General features: G+C 65.5%; 15 protein-coding genes. 9 read left to right on the top strand and 6 right to left on the bottom strand.

All coding sequences use genetic code 11. The features are described 5' to 3' along the window. Positions 1-254 precede the first annotated feature (254 nt). Positions 255-1,382 (bottom strand): pentapeptide repeat-containing protein, encoded by a 1,128-nt coding sequence (locus S58_RS35905; protein WP_160167622.1) that lies wholly within the window; start codon positions 1,380-1,382, stop codon positions 255-257. Between the two features lie 294 nt (positions 1,383-1,676). Here S58_RS35905 and S58_RS33290 point away from each other — a divergent pair, with 294 nt between their 5' ends. Continuing rightward, complete coding sequence (locus S58_RS33290) at positions 1,677-3,197, top strand: FAD-dependent oxidoreductase (protein WP_015669838.1); 1,521 nt, start codon at positions 1,677-1,679, stop codon at positions 3,195-3,197. A 333-nt stretch (positions 3,198-3,530) separates the two neighbouring features. On the opposite strand, the gene S58_RS33285 is transcribed toward S58_RS33290, so the two are convergent. From S58_RS33285 to S58_RS33275, 3 genes are all read right to left on the bottom strand, one after another. After that, entirely contained in the window at positions 3,531-4,286 is a 756-nt protein-coding gene (locus S58_RS33285) for a DUF5131 family protein (protein WP_042341065.1), read from the bottom strand. A gap of 1,131 nt (positions 4,287-5,417) precedes the next feature. Next, positions 5,418-7,445 carry a YgiQ family radical SAM protein gene (locus S58_RS33280; protein WP_015669836.1) on the bottom strand — a complete coding sequence of 676 codons (2,028 nt, stop codon included), beginning with the start codon at positions 7,443-7,445 and terminating at the stop codon, positions 5,418-5,420. Positions 7,446-7,571: 126 nt separating this feature from the next. Beyond that, a complete protein-coding gene (locus S58_RS33275) occupies positions 7,572-8,255 on the bottom strand; it encodes a hypothetical protein (protein ID WP_042340385.1) in 684 nt (227 codons plus the stop codon). Between the two features lie 106 nt (positions 8,256-8,361). Between S58_RS33275 and S58_RS33270 the strand changes: the two genes are divergently transcribed. From S58_RS33270 to S58_RS33245, 6 genes are all read left to right on the top strand, one after another. Beyond that, positions 8,362-9,054, top strand: a complete 693-nt coding sequence (locus tag S58_RS33270; protein ID WP_015669834.1) for an HAD family hydrolase — start codon at positions 8,362-8,364, stop codon at positions 9,052-9,054. Between the two features lie 178 nt (positions 9,055-9,232). Then, a complete protein-coding gene (locus S58_RS33265; protein WP_015669833.1) occupies positions 9,233-11,209 on the top strand; it encodes an SPFH domain-containing protein in 1,977 nt (658 codons plus the stop codon). 155 nt (positions 11,210-11,364) lie between these two features. After that, complete coding sequence (locus S58_RS33260) at positions 11,365-11,811, top strand: hypothetical protein (RefSeq protein WP_144058438.1); 447 nt, start codon at positions 11,365-11,367, stop codon at positions 11,809-11,811. Between the two features lie 103 nt (positions 11,812-11,914). After that, positions 11,915-12,769 carry a dienelactone hydrolase family protein gene (locus tag S58_RS33255; protein ID WP_015669831.1) on the top strand — a complete coding sequence of 285 codons (855 nt, stop codon included), beginning with the start codon at positions 11,915-11,917 and terminating at the stop codon, positions 12,767-12,769. 191 nt (positions 12,770-12,960) lie between these two features. Next, positions 12,961-13,791 (top strand): dienelactone hydrolase family protein, encoded by an 831-nt coding sequence (locus S58_RS33250; RefSeq protein ID WP_015669830.1) that lies wholly within the window; start codon positions 12,961-12,963, stop codon positions 13,789-13,791. Between the two features lie 36 nt (positions 13,792-13,827). Further along, positions 13,828-14,658, top strand: a complete 831-nt coding sequence (locus S58_RS33245; RefSeq protein ID WP_015669829.1) for a type 1 glutamine amidotransferase — start codon at positions 13,828-13,830, stop codon at positions 14,656-14,658. A gap of 5 nt (positions 14,659-14,663) precedes the next feature. Here the strand turns inward: S58_RS33245 and S58_RS33240 are convergent, their stop codons facing one another. Together S58_RS33240 and S58_RS33235 are read right to left on the bottom strand one after the other, a co-directional pair. Then, positions 14,664-15,374, bottom strand: a complete 711-nt coding sequence (locus tag S58_RS33240) for an LrgB family protein (RefSeq protein ID WP_015669828.1) — start codon at positions 15,372-15,374, stop codon at positions 14,664-14,666. Further along, positions 15,349-15,768, bottom strand: coding sequence for a CidA/LrgA family protein (locus tag S58_RS33235; RefSeq protein WP_015669827.1), 420 nt, complete (start codon positions 15,766-15,768; stop codon positions 15,349-15,351). The genes S58_RS33240 and S58_RS33235 overlap by 26 nt, the downstream gene beginning before the upstream one ends. A gap of 108 nt (positions 15,769-15,876) precedes the next feature. On the opposite strand from S58_RS33235, the gene S58_RS33230 reads away from it, so the two are divergent. Continuing rightward, the gene (locus S58_RS33230) at positions 15,877-16,761 is read left to right on the top strand and encodes a LysR family transcriptional regulator (RefSeq protein WP_015669826.1); all 885 of its coding nucleotides are present in this window, start codon (positions 15,877-15,879) and stop codon (positions 16,759-16,761) included. Between the two features lie 158 nt (positions 16,762-16,919). After that, positions 16,920-17,747 carry a class II glutamine amidotransferase gene (locus S58_RS33225; RefSeq protein WP_015669825.1) on the top strand — a complete coding sequence of 276 codons (828 nt, stop codon included), beginning with the start codon at positions 16,920-16,922 and terminating at the stop codon, positions 17,745-17,747. Positions 17,748-17,762: the final 15 nt, after the last annotated feature.

Here is a 17,762-nt window from a genome sequence, read left to right as displayed (position 1 = left end):
CCTGACGGTCGTCAGGCGATTGAGTTTGGGAGACGCTGGGCCGGTCCACGCCGGGACGGCGGATGGACGGCTTGTACTCGGCCGCAGGCCGCGGCCGCTTTTCGCGACACGCGCCATCTACACGCGGAGGCCGGACAGGGCAAGCCGGTTTTTCGAGCTGCGACCAATGCGCTGCAGCGGATAGAGCGGCGTCCGCGATCGGTCCGACGTCACGCCGGCGCGGAAGCGCACGGCGGCAAGCGGCCGCCGGGACTCTATTCCGGCGTTTGGAGGGCCGTGGCGCAGGCGCGCTCCAGCGGATTCCGCTTCACCGGCCCACGAAGCACGGCGAGCTTTTCGGCGAACAGCATCGGAAACTCACACGGTTTTGCCGCGCTGCGACCTTCGGGCAGGACCGTGGTTGCATCGACGCAGGCCTGGTTGATCTGGGCCTGCGAGATGTTCGAATTCTGCAGCTGTGCGCCGCGCAGGTCCGCACCCGTGAAATTCGCCTTCGAGAAGTCGACGGGGTACGATGCGCCTTCGCTCGAGGATCGTTGACCGGTCGCAGCCATGACGTCGTTGATGCCGAGTCCAGGATCGAACAGCGCCGGCCAGACCGTGCGCTGCGACGGGTCGTCGATGAAGACATCGTAGCTGTAACTATCATATCCGGTGACGCCGAATCCGAGGATGCCGCGCTCCGTCCGTGCTTCGCGCAAGTCCACGCCTTGGAAATCCGCATCGCTGAAGAGACCTCCAACGAAGACGGATCTCCGAAGGTCGGCAGCCGCGAACCGGGCGTTCTCCGCCTTCACGTTGACGAAGCGCAGTTCTTGCATGTCAGCTGCCAAAAAGTCGTCGCTGACATATGAGCCATACATCGCACCGGTACGCATGAATGCTTGAGTGAATGCCGTTCGGCGGCTGCCGTTGGTCGTTGAAGAGAACTTTGAAATCTCGGTACCGCACAGGGAGCTCTTGCTCAGGTCGAACGTGACGTAGCGTGGGTCATGCCCGGCCGAAACGACGCGCGCTCGCGGCGGTGTCAGATTCAGCGAGGAATTGTTGAGCGTGACATTTCCGGACAGCTCGCTGTTCACGGCAAGATAGTACAGGGACGTCGACTGTCCGACCTCGAAGCGCTTGCCGTTGGCTTCGCCGATGGTCCGCCACGCGAGTGCGATCGACCCTTGATACTGCTGGTATTGGCCGGCATCGATCTGGTCGAGTTGCTTCAGCATCATGTCGAGAGAGCGGGCGTTGGTGTAGATGGCGACGGCGCCGGCGAGGATCGCCACCACCGCGCTGATCGGAGCAACATGTTCGCGCAGGAAGCTGATGAGTTTGTGATAGGCGTCCAGTGTTAAGACCATCATGCCGTGCCCCCTCCCGATGTCCACCCTCGCTGATCGTTTTCTCGGAGCATATCTTAAGGTAGTATGATTGTCATATCTCGCGTCGGTGCAAAGCCGCTGGCCAAGGCGGTCTCGGCTTACCGGAAGCTGGCCGCTGCGCCCGTCTTCGGTCGTGATGGCGCTTGGACGGTGTCTCATTCGACGATCGCCAGCCAACGCGGATGGGCAGGACGTCGGCAAGATTTCGGTCTCGATACATCGGGGAACCGATCGCCGGATTGTGGCTTGGTGGCGAGGTAGTTCTGATCTGCCGCAGGCCGAACGAAGGAGGCATCTGCCATGCCCGACGATGAAAGCAAGCTGGAAGGCCCGGATCTAACGCTCGGAGTGTCCCCAAGCGATTTCAAGAACGGCATGCTGCTCGGCTGCGTCGACAAGGAGGCCGTGCTGCTGGTGCACACCGGCTCCGACATCTTTGCGATCGACGCGTTCTGCAGCCACTATCACGGCCCGCTTGCCGACGGTTTGGTCGTCGGCGACAGCGTTCGTTGCCCTTGGCATCACGCCTGCTTCGATCTGCGGACCGGCGAGGCCAGGCGAGCGCCCGCGCTCTCGCCATTGTCGGTGTGGCAGGTCGAGCAGGAAGCCGGCCGCATCATGGTCAGGCGCAAGCGCGACCGAGTGGGCCCGGCCCGGGCGGCGGCGGCCGATGCACCTCGTCGCATCGTGATCGTCGGCGGCGGCGCCGCAGGCTTTGCGGCGGCGGAAATGCTGCGCCGCGAGGGCTATGGCGGTGAGGTCATCATGCTCAGCCGCGACGAGGCGGCCCCGGTCGACCGTCCGAACCTGTCGAAGGATTATCTGGCCGGCAAGGCACCCGAGGAATGGGTGCCGCTCCGGCCGAATGAGTTCTATTCGGAGTCCAAGATCGATCTCCGGCTGCGGACCGACGTCACGGCCATCGATGGCAAGGCGCAGCAGGTCGTGCTCGGCGATGGCAAGCGCCTGCCCTTCGACCGGCTGCTGCTCGCGACCGGTGCCGAGCCTGTCAAACTGCAAATCCCCGGTGTCGACCAGCCGCATGTTCACATGCTGCGAACGCTGGCGGACTGCCGCGCGATCATAGCCAGTGCTGCGCATGCAAAACGGGCCGTCGTGATCGGCGCCAGCTTCATCGGCCTCGAAGTTGCCGCCGCGCTGCGCGACCGCGACATCGAGGTGCACGTGATTGCGCCCGAGCAGCGACCGATGGAGCGCATCCTCGGACCCGACATGGGCGATTTCGTCCGCGCGCTGCACGAGGAGCATGGCGTCGTCTTCCACCTGCAGGACAGCGTGACGGCGATCGATGGCCGGACGATCAGCCTCAAGGGTGGCAGCACGTTGGAGGCCGACCTCGTCGTGGCCGGCATCGGCGTCAAACCGCGTCTCGCTTTGGCCGAGCAGGCCGGCCTCAAGGTCGACCGCGGCGTGGTCGTTGACGGGACTCTCGAAACCAGCGTGCCCGGCATCTTTGCCGCCGGCGATATCGCGCGCTGGCCCGACCGCCATTCCGGCGAGAGCATCCGCGTCGAACATTGGGTGGTCGCGGAGCGGCAGGGACAGACCGCCGCCCGCAACATGATGGGCTTCAACGAGCCCTTCGATGCCGTGCCTTTCTTCTGGAGCCAGCATTACGATGTGCCGATCAACTATGTCGGCCACGCGGAGAAATGGGACGAGATCGCGCTCGACGGCGACATCAGGCAGAAGGACTGCGTGCTGCGCTACAAACGCGCCGGCCGCGTGCTCGCGGTCGCCTCGATCTACCGCGACATCGATAGCCTGAAGGCTGAGCTCGAGATGGAGCGGAGTCGGTAGGGCCGAGCGGATTGCCAGCCAGCAGACCAGCGTAACGCCGACACCGCGCTCCGGCTCGCCAAGTCGCTCGACCCTCGCCGAGCTTGCGAGCGGATTACGAGGTTCAGAGTTCGATTTTCTTCTTGATCTCGCCTCTAGGTTGCGGAAGGTTGGCTGCGGGGAGATTGGTATGCCAATTAAGCCGCGCTCGATTGACCATAGCTTCGAGGGCTATCACACCGACCTCGATCCCCTTTGCCTCCCGCGGGAAAGAGGGCCAACGAGATATTTGCTGTTCTTGTGCATCTCAAGCCGGAACGAGAGAGCAATAACTGTAGCCGCTCGAATCGGAGATCATATTCTGAAATCGTCGGGCATGCCGTCGTAAATCTTCCCATGGAGAAGGCGACCGGTTGCCTTCTTATTGTTTCCTCCCCACTGCTTAAAGAAGAATACTGTCTCATAACGCTCGCACATAACCTGAATTTCGTCGACCCATTCCGATTTCATCTCGCGAGCGGCGGGACCGCTTTCACCGCCAACAATCGCCCAGTCAATGTCCGCAAGATTCGCTGCCTTCACCGATCCGATGAGCGGTTCAAACGAAACGAACCGCACCGCGGCCGGAGCGGATCGAAGCGCGTCCAATCGCTCGAAAACACGATCATCTTCCACACTTGTGCCAAGCCAAACATTTGGCAGGACCGCAAAGTCTCGCATTGATAGAACGGATGACATGCGTTCTGGACGCTTTGTAAGAATTTGATAGGTGTGGCGTGGCGTGGTTTGCATCACTTTCCATACACGAAGTATAAAACTCACGGAGACATCGGGGTGGAACAAGTCTGACATTGAGTTCACGAAGACCTTACGAGGCTTCGCCCACCTCTCGGGGGCCTGGAGCGCCCTTTCGTCCATCGCAATCTTGCCTGTCCAGACTGCCCGCTTTCCGCTCTTGCGGGTGAGCCCCCGGTACTTCTCAGTACCCATGGCTTCTAGTCTGGCGGCCATCCGCATAGCGTAACAGTTCGTGCAACCAGCGGTCAGAGCGGTGCAGCCGGCGACTGGGTTCCAGGTCACGTCGGTCCATTCGATCGTTGTCTCAGCCATCGAACTCTCCAATCTTCGAACAGACTCACGACGATAGTACACCGCTTGCTCTTTTTTGCGATCCCAGCACACGCGATCGCCTGCACGACGGGCAATTCCCGCATTCCCATCATGCGCAAACTGCCCGTCGAGCCAGTTTGTCGCATGCTGTTCGGCTTGCACCGTCGGGCAAATCAGAACGATGCTCTCGGCCATCCCGTTCGCGATGAAGAGGGGCGTTTCGGCCGATCGTCACGGAGCGTAGCAAGCGGGGAGCGGTGGACGTGTCGGGCTTGGGGCTTTCGCGCAAGCGGGCCGGCGAGTGAGCCTGGGACGTACGGTCAAGTCGCGTGGTCCTGGCCTCCCGACGCTGAGGTCAAGCTGGCTGATGATGCGGAGACGCGTCGCGCCGGTGATGGGGGCAAGAAAGCCCGGTCCCCAGGGAGATCGCGAAGCAGCCGTTAAAGCCATCGCGCGGGGAAGGCCGGGTCGTCCGGCTGGACTCGTGGTACCTGCCGCCTGCATTTTTTTCTGCAGGCGGGCCACGGGCCTCAGTCGAGGTCCGGTCTTCCCCGCGCCCTCTCGTTATCGAGGGCAATGCCGGCAGCATGACCTGGGCGCGATCCGTGCCGCGGGGCTGCGGTGGGCTGTTTGGAAAAATCGTGGAGTGGATGTGGGTGAGGAGCGAAGACGCAAAGGCGTCATGCGCGCCGGTGCCTGCGATGCGTATGAGGCGAGGTGGCGGCTCTACAAACTTGGTGTCGTCCCGGCCTTGAGCCGGGACCCATAACCACAGGCGGTCGTGTGAGGCAGGCTGGTGGCTCAGAGTGTGCCCAACACCTCTCCCTGTGGTTATGGGTCCCGGATCTTCGCGCGCGATGCGCGCTCGTCCGGGACGACAGCGGAGGGTGAGGCGAAACGGTCGAGCTACAATTTCGCTGTCATCGCCCGGCTTGACCGGGCGATCCAGTATTCCAGAGGCGGTGGAGATGGAGCCGAGGGGCCGCGGCGTACTGGATCACCCGCCGGAGCCTGTCATCGGGCTCGCCGAAGGCGAGACCCGTTGGCGGGTGATGACGACTGAATGTGGAGCGTGAGATACCAACTCACGCGCGGACTCGGTGCAATGTTTGCTCACGCCGCGCCGGTGCTCTACTTCCTGATCCTGACACCCTTGGTCGTGAAGCGCTGCGCGCGCTCATCGGGCCGCACCGGTCGCCGCGTCGCTGCGGCCTTGCCTGTCCCCGGTGGCTGATGCGCGGGCACCAGCTGGTCCGGGCGCGAGCCGATCAGGTCGGCGCGGCCCATGGCCCTCAAAGCGTCGCGCAGGACGGGCCAATTGTCCGGGTCGTGATAGCGCAGGAACGCCTTGTGAAGGCGGCGCTGGCGCAGGCCCTTGATGGCTTCGACCTTGTCGCTGCCGCCGTGGCGGACGCCGCGCAGCGGGTTGACGCCGGTGTGGTACATCGCGGTCGCGGTCGCCATCGGCGACGGCAGGAAGGTCTGCACCTGATCGGCGCGGTAGCGGTTGCGCTTGAGCCACAGCGCGAGGTTCATCATGTCCTCGTCGCTGGTCCCAGGATGGGCGGCGATGAAATAGGGGATCAGATAGTACTTCTTGCCGGCCTCTCGCGCCGCCGTGTCGAACATCTCCTTGAAGCGGTCATAGGCGCCGATGCCCGGCTTCATCATCTTGTCGAGCGGGCCGCGCTCGGTATGCTCGGGCGCAATCTTCAGATAGCCGCCGACGTGATGCGTCACCAGCTCCTTGATATAGGCCGGGCTCTCGACCGCAAGGTCGTAGCGCACGCCGGAGGCGACCATTACGCGCTTGACGCCCTTGACCTCGCGCACCTTGCGATAGAGCCGGATGAGATCGTCATGCGAGGTGTTGAGGTTCGGGCAGATCTCGGGAAACACGCAGGACGGCCGGCGGCACGCGGCCTCGACCTTGGGGTCCTTGCACGCCATCCGGTACATGTTGGCGGTGGGGCCGCCGATGTCGGAGATCACGCCGGTGAAGCCCGGCGTCTTGTCCCGGATGCGCTCGATCTCCTGCAGGATCGACCCTTCCGAGCGGCTCTGGATGATGCGGCCCTCATGCTCGGTGATCGAGCAGAAGGTGCAGCCGCCGAAGCAGCCGCGCATGATCGTCACCGAGAACTTGATCATCTCCCAGGCCGGGATCTTCGCGTCTCCGTAAGACGGATGCGGCGCGCGGGCGTAGGGCAGGTCGTAGACAGAATCCATCTCGGCCATGGTGAGCGGGATCGGCGGCGGGTTGAGCCAGAGGTCGCGGTCGCCGTGACGCTGCACCAGGGGACGCGCATTGCCGGGATTGCTCTCCCGATGCAGCACGCGCGAGGCCCGGGCATAGGCCTCCTTGTCCTGCTCGACCTGCTCGCAGGAGGGCAGCCGGATGACGACGTCGCCCTTCTCGCGCGCGGCGCCCTCATCGGCGGAGTCGAGATCGTCGGCATGCAGCTCGACAAAGCCTTCGGGCACTTTCCGGAACAAGGCGGTGCCGCGGATCGACTGCATCTCCTTCGGCGGTTCGCCGCCGGCGATCCGGTGCGCCACCTCGATCACGGCGCGCTCGGCATTGCCATAGAGCAGGATGTCGGCCTTGGCGTCGGCCAGCACCGAGCGGCGCACCTTGTCGGACCAATAGTCGTAATGCGCGATCCGGCGCAGCGAGGCCTCGATGCCGCCGAGCACGACCGGCACGTCCTTGAACGCCTCGCGGCAGCGCTGGGCGTAGACCAGCGTGCAGCGGTCCGGCCGCTTGCCGCCCTCGCCGTTCGGCGTGTAGGCGTCGTCGCTGCGGATGCGGCGATCCGCCGTGTAGCGGTTGACCATGGAGTCCATGTTGCCGCCGGTGACGCCGAAGAACACGCGCGGGCGGCCGAGCGCCTTGAACGGCTCGGCCGACTGCCAGTCCGGCTGGGAGATGATGCCGACGCGGAAGCCCTGAGCCTCGAGCAGCCGGCCGATGATGGCCATGCCGAACGAGGGATGGTCGACATAGGCGTCGCCCGTCACCAGCACGATGTCGCAGACGTCCCAGCCGAGCGCGTCCATCTCCTTGCGGCTCATCGGCAGGAACGGCGCAGGCGTGAGGTCCGCGCGGTGGCGGGGCCAGGAACCCAGGGGCTTGGCGGCGGGGAGGGCGATGTTCATCGCCCACGCATAAGGCCGTGGGCGTTCGAGTTCAACCGAGCGCCGGCCGGCCCGGGGTGGCGGAGCATCACATTGTCCGGCATGGTTCCCGCGGGGTATCGCGGGGGGCCGTCAGCCGGCCGGCTCTCAGCGGATCCCTTCGGACGCCTCGGCCCGGCGCTTCAGCCAGCCGTGGCCGAAGAACGCCAGCAGCGCGGCAGCTGCGAGCATGATCCAGATCGAGGGCATCTTCGAGCGCGTGCTGCCCGAGGCGTCGCCGACGGTCGTCGGACCCGCCATGCGGGGGTCGGTCATCGACACCAGCCGCATGTCGGCGGCGTCGGCCGTGCTGCCACGCAGGCCGGTCAGCTCCGGCGCCGGGGCATCGGCTGCCAGCATTCGTCCCATTTGCGCGCCGGCATAGGCGGCCGAGCCGTCGTCGCCCGATGTCCGGTCCATCGCCGCCCGGCTGCCGGCCGGCAACTGCGCGAACGAGTCCAGATTGGCCGGCCGGTGCGATTTCGGCGTCTGCTGCGTCATCCGCTCCGGCTTGTCGAGGTGGTCCATCTTCTTCGGCGAACTGCTCTGCGGCAGCGCGACCCGCATTTGCGGCCGGGCATAAGACGGCTGGGTGATGGCGAGAACGCGATTGGACCAGGCCATATAGGCCTTGCAGAGATCGTTGCAGTATTGCCCGTTGACGGTCTCGCTGTTCGTCGAGCCCGCCTGCGCAGCCGCGGGTGCAGCAAGGCAGATGACGGTCATGAGCGCTGCGGCGGCTCCGAGCTTCGTCGATCTGAGATCAGGCAACGTGTTCGACTGGCCAATCATTGCAATTTCCCCCGTCGCGGTTTCACTCCGTTTGCGAGATAACGACAGCGGCTCAGGTCGATAGTTGGATCAGATCGCGTCAACTTCCGGATTAGATGAGGTCAATTTGCTGATGCGAGGCGTTCTCAAGGGGCCGCGGGCCCTGCTGTTCGACATCGACGGCACGCTCGCCGACACCGATGCGCTGCATATCGAGGCCTTCAACGCGGTGTTCGGGCCCTTCGGCCATGATTTCGATCGCCCGCGTGCGGCACGCGAACTGTTGGGACGCTCAAATCTGTCGATCGGTGCCGAATTTCTGCCGGATGAGCCGCCCGAGCAGCGCGCCGCCATCATGGCGCGGAAGGAGGAGGTGTTTCGCAGCCTCGCCGCAGGCAAGGTGCAGCCGCTGCCGGGGTTGATGGCGTTGCTCGCTCATGCCGAGGCGGCGGCGATCCCGGTCGTCGCGGTGACCAACGCGCCGCGTGCGAATGCCGAGATGATCCTGCACGGGCTCGGCATCACGGACCGGTTTCGCGCCGTCATCATCGGCGACGAGCTGCCGCACGGCAAGCCGCACCCGCTGCCCTATCTCGAAGGTCTGCGCGCGGCGGGCGCCGCGCCGGAGGACGCGGTCGCGTTCGAGGATTCGCGCGCCGGCATCACGGCTGCAACTGCCGCTGGCATTGCCACCATCGGCATGCGCACCAATCTCGGCCATGACGACCTGATCGCGGCGGGCGCCGTGCTCACTGCGGCTGCGTTCGACGAGCCCGACGTGCTGGCGCTGGTGGCGTCACGGCTGGGCGGAGCCGCCTGAGTCGCCGGAGCGGGGCGTCGGTTCAAACGGAGGAGACGAAATATTTCGGCGATGGTGGTCTTTGAAACGCAGCGCTCATGCCTAATTGCTCGCCCGCCGACATCGAACGGCATGATCGCGCACGGCGACAGCGTTGCGGCAGCAGCCGCGCCGGCCGCGCGCGACTTGGAGATCCCTCATGGACATCACCAGTCTGATCCAACCGGCCCTCTGGGCCGGGGCGGTCATTGCGCTGCTTGCCTTGCTGAAGCTTTCCAACATCATTCGCTACATCCCCAACAACCAGGTCGGAATCGTCGAGAAGCTGTGGAGCACCAGCGGCTCCGTCGCCGACGGCTTCATCGCGCTCAACGGCGAGGCCGGCTTCGAGCCGGAGGTGCTGCGCGGCGGCCTGCATCTGTTTTTTCCCTTCATGTACCGCATCCACCGCTCCGACCTGGTGACGGTCGGCCAGGGCAAGATCGCCTATGTGTTTGCCCGGGACGGCGCGCCGCTCGGCGCTTCGCAGGTGCTGGGCGCCAACGAGAGCGACGACAAGAGCGACTTCCAGAATGCGCGGCGCTTTCTCCGTGCCGGCGGTCAGAAGGGTCCGCAGCGCAAGATCCTGCGCGAGGGCACCTATGCGATCAACACGACGCAGTTCGCCATCATCACCGACGAGCGCGTCTACGGCCATGCGCTGAGCGACCAGGAGCGCATCGTGCTCGACGCGATGCAACTGACGATCGCCGAGCGCTGGGGCTTCACGCCGGTCATCCTGGCGGCCGATCATGACTTGGTCGGCATCGTCACCGTGCATGACGGCCCGTCGCTGCCTCCCGGCGAGATAATCGCGCCCGAGGTCGGCACCGATCTGCATGACGCCGCGACGTTCCACAACAACTTCCAGGAGCCCGAGAAATTCCTCGCCGCCGGCGGCCACCGCGGCCGTCAGCTGCAGGTCATCGTCGAAGGCACCTGGTACATCAACCGGCTGTTCGCGACCGTCGAGAGCGTGGCGAAGACGATCATCCCGGTCGGCAATGTCGGCGTCGTGATCTTCTATACAGGACCGCGCACCGCCGACGTCTCGGGCGAGCAGTATCGCCATGGCGAGCTGGTCGGCAATGGCAGCCGCGGTGTCTGGAAGGATCCGCTGCTGCCCGGCAAGTACGCCTTCAACACCTACGCCGGCAAGATCGAGATCATCCCGACCGTCAACTTCATCCTGAAATGGGTGCGCGGCGAGGTCGGTGCGATGAAGCTCGACGAGAACCTGTCGGAGATCTCGCTGATCACCAAGGACGCGTTCGAGCCGACCCTGCCGCTCTCGGTGGTCATGCACATCGACTACAAGAAGGCGCCGATGATCATCCAGCGCTTCGGCGACGTGAAGAAGCTGGTCGAGCAGACGCTCGATCCGATGGTCTCGGCCTTCTTCAAGAACGTCGCCCAGAAGATGACCCTGATCGAGCTGCTGCAGAACCGTGCTGCGATCCAGGAGGAATCGGCGGCCGAGATGAAGGTGAAGTTCGAAGGCTATTCGCTCGAACTGCAGGAGGTCCTGATCGGCACGCCGCGCGCGGCTCAAGGCGACCAGACCATCGAGAACATCCTGATCCAGCTACGCATGCGCCAGGTCGCGCGCGAGCAGGTCGAGACCTTCCAGGAGCAGGAGAAGGCCGCGGTGCAGGAGCGCACGCTGAACGAGGCCAAGGCGACGGCCGCGGCACAGGCCGCGCTGACGCAGTCGCTGATCCAGATCCGGGTCAATGAGAACGAGGGCGCCGCCGCGCTCGCCCGCGCGCAGAAGGATGCCGAGACCCGCAAGGTGACGGCGGCCGCCGTCGGCGAACAGTCGCGGCTGGAAGGCCAGGGCGAGGCCGATCGTGCGCTCGCGGTCGGTACCGCCAGCGCCCAGGCGACCAAGCTTGCGGTCGATGCCTATGGCGGGCCGGAGTTCAGGCTTGCCGAGCAGAACTTCGCCAAGTTCGCCGACGCGCTCACCAAGATCAACCAGCCGCTGGTCCCGCAATTCCTGATGTCGGGCGGGCAGGGCCAGGAGAGCGGAAATTCCGGTCTGATTCCGACCGCGATGCTGAGCTCGATGTTCGGCCGCATGATGCCGGAGGCGCTCGAACAGCTGAAGCGCGAGGCGCCGCGGACAGGGCGATGATGAGGGAGGAGAACTGAGGCTGACGGCGGGGACGGCGGAGCTGACATGTCGCTGACATCAGCCAACAGCTTGCCGTCACCGCTGCTGCGCAACGGTGCGATCAGCGCGGCCGAACGATTGGCCGCGTTGAGATAAAGGTGAGACGCATGCGCAAATTGCTGATCGCGGCCGGTCCGTGGGAAGAGCCGTTCCGGTTGATGCTGCAGTCCGATGAGGACGTATCGACTTGCGAGCCGCGCGGCCGACGGACGGGCGCGGGGATGCGAGCGAAGCGCGTCGGTCGTCGCAAGCATCGCTCGCCCCGGTGGACACGGCCGTCGCGCGCCATGGCCGCGATCTTGGCAGGGTTGAAGGCGACGCTGTCCGCCCTGGTTCCGGCGGACAGCCAACGCCGCCCGCGCGAAGGCGCCGACGTCTCTCGCGATGTGTGCTCGCCCCGGCCGCGGCTTCGCGTTGTCAGCGATTGCGGCGGGGCGCTCGAAGCCCAGGCCGCGTCAGCGATCGCGCCGAGCGCGATGTCTCACGACGCGATGACGCCACGCCATCGCGTCCGCTCGTTGCGCACGCCGGCCGCCAAGCGCCGCCGCCTGCGCTGGCGTTGATCGAGCCGGAGTGTGTCCGGGGGGCCGCACCGTTGATCAATGCAGTGGAATTTCAGGTGCATTGGGCGCAAGCTGCTACGGATATCGCGAGAGCTGAGGTGCCATGCATCGCTCCGGATTCGTTGCGGCACTGCTGATCGGCCTGTCCGCCCTCATGGAGGACGCGGCAGCCCAGACCGCAGATGAACACGTCACCTTTGGCCCCGCGCCCTACGTGCTCGGCCGCCTGCAGCAGCGTCTCGCACTCGAGCGTGGCGAGATGGTGAGGGCAACCCGCCAGAGCATCGATGGCTATCTGTCGAAGCCCGAAGGCGCGGGTCCGTTCGCGGCCGTCGTATATCTGCACGGATGTGGCGGGCTCAGCGAGCGCACCCGCCGTCATTTCGCCAGCATGTTGACGGGCTGGGGCTATGTCGTGCTTGCCGTCGACAGCTTCAGTGCGCGCGGCCTCGCGCAGGCCTGCGACCGACCGATGCCCGATCGTCAGGCCGACGCCTGGGGCGCCATGGCGTACCTCTCGTCGCTGCCGTTTGTGGACCGGGCGCGGATCGGCATCGTCGGCTCCTCGCAGGGCGGCATAGTCACGATGCGGCTCGCCTCGACGCATGACGTCAAGATCTATGATGTGCCCGACGATCTCACCTTCAAGGTCGCCGTCGCCTATTATCCGATCTGCAGCGTCGCGACGCGTTGGCTCGCGGTGCCGACGCTGATCCTGATCGGCGAAAAGGACGATTGGACGCCGGCAGAGAACTGCTTGCAATGGCTGTCGCTGCGGCCAGCCAAGGGAGCCGCCGTCCGGCTGCAGGTCTATCCCGGCGCCTATCACGCGTTCGATTTTCCCGCGCTCAAATATGGCCTGTCGAGCTTCGGCCATTGGCTGCAATACGATGCCGACGCAGCCGCGCGCTCGACCTCTGAGATGCAAGACTTCCTGGCGGCCTATTTGGGCAAGTAGCGAGCGATTTCACCCGAAGGCATCCGGTGCCGCGGATGCGCGACACGGTTCGGTCACATGAGCGCGCATGGGTGCCCTGCAGGCGCCGCTCGGCGCACGCCGCTTGTCCGGATATCCGTGTCGTGAGATTGAGGTGGATATGGCGCGCCCGGCTCGCGTGCTCGTCACTGGCAACCAGGTGCAGCCCGTTCATGTTCTTGTCGCGCTTCCTGCTCGCGTCCGCCGCGCTGCTGCTCGCCACCGCCGTTCTCGCCGCCGACGCGCCCGGTGAGACCAAGGGCACGGCGCTGGAGCCGTCGCCCGACAATCTGGCGCTGACCTGGGCGAGAGCGAACCTGGTGTTGCCGGCGACGCTCATGGGCGGACGGCGCTGGGAGGGGCATGCAGAGGACGCACCAGACGTGGTCGGCATTGCGCCGCTGGTCGTCGTGATGCACGGATCGAGCGGCGTGGCGCCTGCCATCAAGGACTATCAGGTCTGGCTCGCCGATGAGCTCGGCGCCGCGTCGGTGGCGCCCGACAGCCTCGCGATCCCCGACCGGCTGACCTACACGTCCCCGGTCGACGTGGCGACGTACGAACGCGTCCATGCCTTGCGGCTGGCCGAGCTGGAAAACGCATTGAAGGCCGTGCGCGACTGGAGCTGGGTCGACCGCTTTCGCGTCGTCTTGGCTGGCACCAGCGAGGGCGCGGTCGCGGTCGCCCGGTACGCCGGCAAGGACGCCGCTGCGCGCCTGATCTATTCATGGTCGTGCGAGGACAACTACTTCGTCACCGCGCCGCGGCTCGGCATCGGGCCGAAGGAACCGGTGCTGAACGCGATCTCGGCGCGCGATCCGTATTTTTCGGCGGCGAACCCCTGGAACAAGGACCGCGCCGTTACCGGCTCCTGTGCCGCGGCCCTCAAGGACGATCCGAAGGCGGAGGTCCTGGTGATCGATGCCGACGTGCACACCATCCTGAATCGGCCGGAGGTACGGGAGCGGACCGCTTCGTTCCTGCGCGGGGTCCTGAATCCGTAAGGCCGTCATCTCGGCGAATGGTCGGAGATTGCAAAGGTGCTGAGACTGCTCGTCCTCGAAGGCAATTCGCTGGCCGGCCGCCGTCGTTGGGCGGAGGTCGCGGGTCTCACGCCGTCGGAAAGCTATGCTGACGTGCTGCGCGCGCTGGCGCCCGGCGCCGTCGTCGACATCTGCACGCCCGCCGATGCCGATGCGCGGCTGCCGCAGCCGCTCGACGCCTATCAGGGCATCGTCATCACCGGCTCGGCGCTCAACATCTATCAGCGCGAGCCGGAATCGCTGCGCCAGATCGAACTGGTGCGTGCGATCTTCGTGCAGGGCGTGCCGATGTTCGGTTCGTGCTGGGGGCTGCAGCTCGCCACCGTCGCTGCCGGCGGCGAAGTGTCGCTCAATCCGGCCGGCCGCGAGGTCGGCTTCGCGCGCAAGATCGCACTGACCGAACTTGGCCGCGCCCATCCGATGCACGTGGCGCGCGGCGATGTGTTCGACGCCCCCGCGATCCATAGCGACATTGTCACCCGGCTGCCGCCGGACACGACGGTTACAGCGCGCAACGCGATGAGCGAGGTGCAAGCCGCGGAAATCCGCAATGGACGGGGCCGGTTCTGGGGCGTGCAGTATCATCCCGAGTTCAGCCTGCAGGACGTCTCCTGGGTGATCCGTCGCATCGGGCAGCCGTTGGTCGATGAAGGATTCTTCGCTGATCTGGCCGAGCTCGAGCGCTATGCCGTCGATCTCGCCGCCCTCCATCATGATCGTGCGAGGCGCGACATTCTCTGGCGCCTCGGGCTCGATCAGGACGTCGCGAATGACGGGCTGCGCCAGGCCGAGATCAGCAACTGGATCGCCTCGCTCGACGCCCGCTGAGACGGCTACCTCATGAACTGAACGATGAGCGGCGCCAGTGCCACGTTCATCAGCCCGACCAGCACCATCACCAAGCCGGCGATCGCGCCTTCCTCGCGGCCGATCTGATGGGCGCGTGCGGTGCCGGCCCCATGCGCGCCGACGCCGAACAGGGCGCCCTTGGCGAGCGTCGAGCGCAGCGGCAGACGCGCCAGCACGATGTCGCCGACGGCTGCGCCAATGATGCCGGTGAGCACGACGAATACGGCCGTGAGGTCGGGACTGCCGCCGATCTCGCCGGAGATCTCCATCGCGAACGGCGTGCTGATCGAGCGCGGCAACAGGCTCAGCCGCAGTTCGCCATCGATGCCCAGCACGTAGGCCAGCGCCCAGCTGGTCGCGACGGCGGTGAGGCTGCCGGCGACCATGCCGGCCAGCAGCAGCGGCCAGCGGCGGCGGATCAGCGCGCGCTGCTCGTAGATCGGCACGGCGAAGGCGACGGTGGCAGGGCCGAGCAGCGCCACCAGCCAATGGGTGCCGCGGATGTAGTCGCGATAGGAAACGTTGAGCGCGAGCGCTGCGATCATCAGTAGCGCGGGCGCCACCGCAAGCGGCATCAGCCACCAGCGTGGCCAGCGGCGGTGCAGGCGCTTGGCCAGCAGATAGAGCAGGATCGTCGCCAGCGACCAGACCGCAGCCTGGGCCAGCGGCTCACGCCACAGCGCTGCTGCTGTCATCACGCTCCGTCCAGCGGTAGCAGATGTCGACGGTGAGCGCGGTCACGCACATCACGGCGGTCGTGCTCACGATGATGAGGGCGAAGATCTTCAGGCCGAGCAGGCCGAACAGCTCGCGATGGTCGAGCAGCGCCAGCACCGCCGGTACGAAGAACAGCAGCATCTCGGCCAGCATCCAGTTGGCACCGCGCTTCATGCTGGCGACCTTCAGCCCGCCGGCCAGGAATAGGACGAGGGCCAGCACCATGCCGATGATGCCGCCGGGCAGCGGCAGGCCAGTCGTCCGCGCCAGTGCCTCGCCGGCGGCCCAGAACGCGCCGAGCAGGCCGATCTGCACCAGCCGATTGCGGCGGAGCAGGCGTTGGAGCTGGATAGGAATGCTGCGATGCGTCATGGAGAGGTCCAAATCGGTTTCTGCAGCATAGATTATGCGGCATCGCAGCATGTAGAAAGTGAATTGAATGAATGATCTCAAGTCGTATTAGGAATAGTGTGTCCCATTATGGAACTCAGGACCCTGAAAACCTTCGTGGAGGTCGTCCGGCAGGGCGGTTTCTCCCAGGCCGCCAAGGTGGTGTTCGCCACCCAGTCGACCGTGAGCAAGGCGGTCAAGCAGCTCGAGGACGAGCTCGGCCTGCCGCTGCTGGACCGGCTCGGCCACAAGAGCCGCATGACCGCAGCCGGCGAGATCGTCTATCGCCGCGCCATCCGGTTATTGGCCGAACGGGACGACCTCCAGGCGGAGCTCGAGGAGCTGCGCGGGCTCAAGCGCGGCGTGCTTCGTCTCGGTCTGCCGCCGATCGGATCGAGCACGCTGTTCGCGCCGTTGTTCGCGCTCTATCGCCAACTCTATCCGGAGATCGAGATCCGGCTGGTCGAGCACGGCAGCGACCGCTTGAGCGAACTGCTCGCGGCCGGCGACATCGATTTTGCCGGCTTGCTGCCGCCGATCGCCGATGAGTTCGCATCCCAGGTCGTGCGCCGCGAGCCGCTGATGGCGCTGATCTCGGTCGACCATCCGCTGGCGCAGCGCGAGAGCGTCACACTGGCAGAGCTGCGCGGCATGCCGTTCGTGCTGTTCGAGGCCGGCTTCGCGCTCAACCGCATCATCCGTGAGGCCTGCCGTCGTCACGGCTTCGAGCCGATCGTGGCGGCGCGCAGCACCCAGATCGATTTCATTGCCGAACTTGCCGGCGCGGGACTCGGCATCGCCTTCCTGCCGCGCATGATCGCAACCCAGCGCACGCAGGTGCCGATCAGTCTCGTCCTGCTCGACGAGCCCGGCACCGAATGGACGCTGGCGATGGCCTGGCGGCGCGGTGCCTATCTGTCGCCCGCTGCGGCCGCGTGGCTCAGGCTGGTGCGCGAGCGCGGCGGCGAGGCGTGACGCGCGGCGCGACGCAACCAGCCGGGATGTAGCTCAAGCTGAGGAACACGCCTTGGAGGCGTGCGGAACTTGCTTCGTCCTGACGCGTTCCTGCCTCCCTCGCCATGCGCGAACCGAAGCGCGCCTCGATTTCATTCATCCATCCAGAGGGGGCAGGGATGTGCCGTTGGATCGCCTATCGCGGAGAGCGCACCGCGTTCGAGCATTACGTCACCGAGCCTGAGCACTCGCTGGTCACACAAAGCCTGCGTGCGCTGGAATCGACCGCAGGCACCAATGGCGACGGCTTTGGTCTCGGCTGGTACGGTGATCATCCCGAACCGGGTCTCTATCGCGAGACGCGGCCGGCGTGGTCGGACGAAAATCTGCGCTATCTCTGCCGGCATCTGCATTCGCATTTGTTCTTCGCCCATGTGCGCGCAGCCACCGGCACGGCGGTGACGCGGCAGAACTGCCATCCGTTCGCCTGCGGCCGCTGGCTGTTCATGCACAACGGATTCGTCGGCAGTTGGAACCGGCTGCGACGCAAGGTCGAGGCGATGATTCCAGATGCGCTGTATCCGTCGCGGCTCGGTACCACGGACTCGGAAGCCGTGTTCCTCGCCATCGTCGGCGCCGGGATCGATAAGGATCCGATCGGAGCCACCAGCACGGTTCTGCGCGCGCTCTGTCAACTGGTCAATGAGGACGGTCTCAGCGAGCATCTGCGCTTCACCTCGGCGTTGTCGAACGGCCACGATCTCTATGCGTTTCGTTTCGCCGCGAACGATCACGCCAACTCGCTCTATTACCGCGAGGACGGCGATCAGGTCATCGCTGTCTCCGAGCCCTATGACAAGGAGTCGGACTGGATCGAGGTGCCGCCGGACCACGTGCTGGTCGCGCGCGCGTCACGCCGTGCCGAAATCGTTCCGCTCCTTGTCGCAGGTTCCGTCGGCTTCGAGGCGGAACGCAAGCGATCACAGAGGGTTATCGGACGCATATAGAACAACAGGGAGTTC

The organism is Bradyrhizobium oligotrophicum S58 (assembly GCF_000344805.1).
Lineage (GTDB): Bacteria > Pseudomonadota > Alphaproteobacteria > Rhizobiales > Xanthobacteraceae > Bradyrhizobium > Bradyrhizobium oligotrophicum.
Note: the sequence above shows the minus strand (reverse complement) of the source record. Positions and strands in the feature narration are given on the sequence as shown.

Coding starts and splice junctions, on each gene's coding strand:
- S58_RS33290 (WP_015669838.1), top strand. CDS start 1,677: ATGCCCGACGATGAAAGCAAGCTGGAAGGCCCGGATCTAACGCTCGGA.
- S58_RS33285 (WP_042341065.1), bottom strand. CDS start 4,286: ATGGCTGAGACAACGATCGAATGGACCGACGTGACCTGGAACCCAGTC.
- S58_RS33280 (WP_015669836.1), bottom strand. CDS start 7,445: ATGAACATCGCCCTCCCCGCCGCCAAGCCCCTGGGTTCCTGGCCCCGC.
- S58_RS33275 (WP_042340385.1), bottom strand. CDS start 8,255: ATGATTGGCCAGTCGAACACGTTGCCTGATCTCAGATCGACGAAGCTC.
- S58_RS33265 (WP_015669833.1), top strand. CDS start 9,233: ATGGACATCACCAGTCTGATCCAACCGGCCCTCTGGGCCGGGGCGGTC.
- S58_RS33255 (WP_015669831.1), top strand. CDS start 11,915: ATGCATCGCTCCGGATTCGTTGCGGCACTGCTGATCGGCCTGTCCGCC.
- S58_RS33250 (WP_015669830.1), top strand. CDS start 12,961: ATGTTCTTGTCGCGCTTCCTGCTCGCGTCCGCCGCGCTGCTGCTCGCC.
- S58_RS33240 (WP_015669828.1), bottom strand. CDS start 15,374: ATGACAGCAGCAGCGCTGTGGCGTGAGCCGCTGGCCCAGGCTGCGGTC.
- S58_RS33235 (WP_015669827.1), bottom strand. CDS start 15,768: ATGACGCATCGCAGCATTCCTATCCAGCTCCAACGCCTGCTCCGCCGC.
- S58_RS33230 (WP_015669826.1), top strand. CDS start 15,877: ATGGAACTCAGGACCCTGAAAACCTTCGTGGAGGTCGTCCGGCAGGGC.
- S58_RS33225 (WP_015669825.1), top strand. CDS start 16,920: ATGTGCCGTTGGATCGCCTATCGCGGAGAGCGCACCGCGTTCGAGCAT.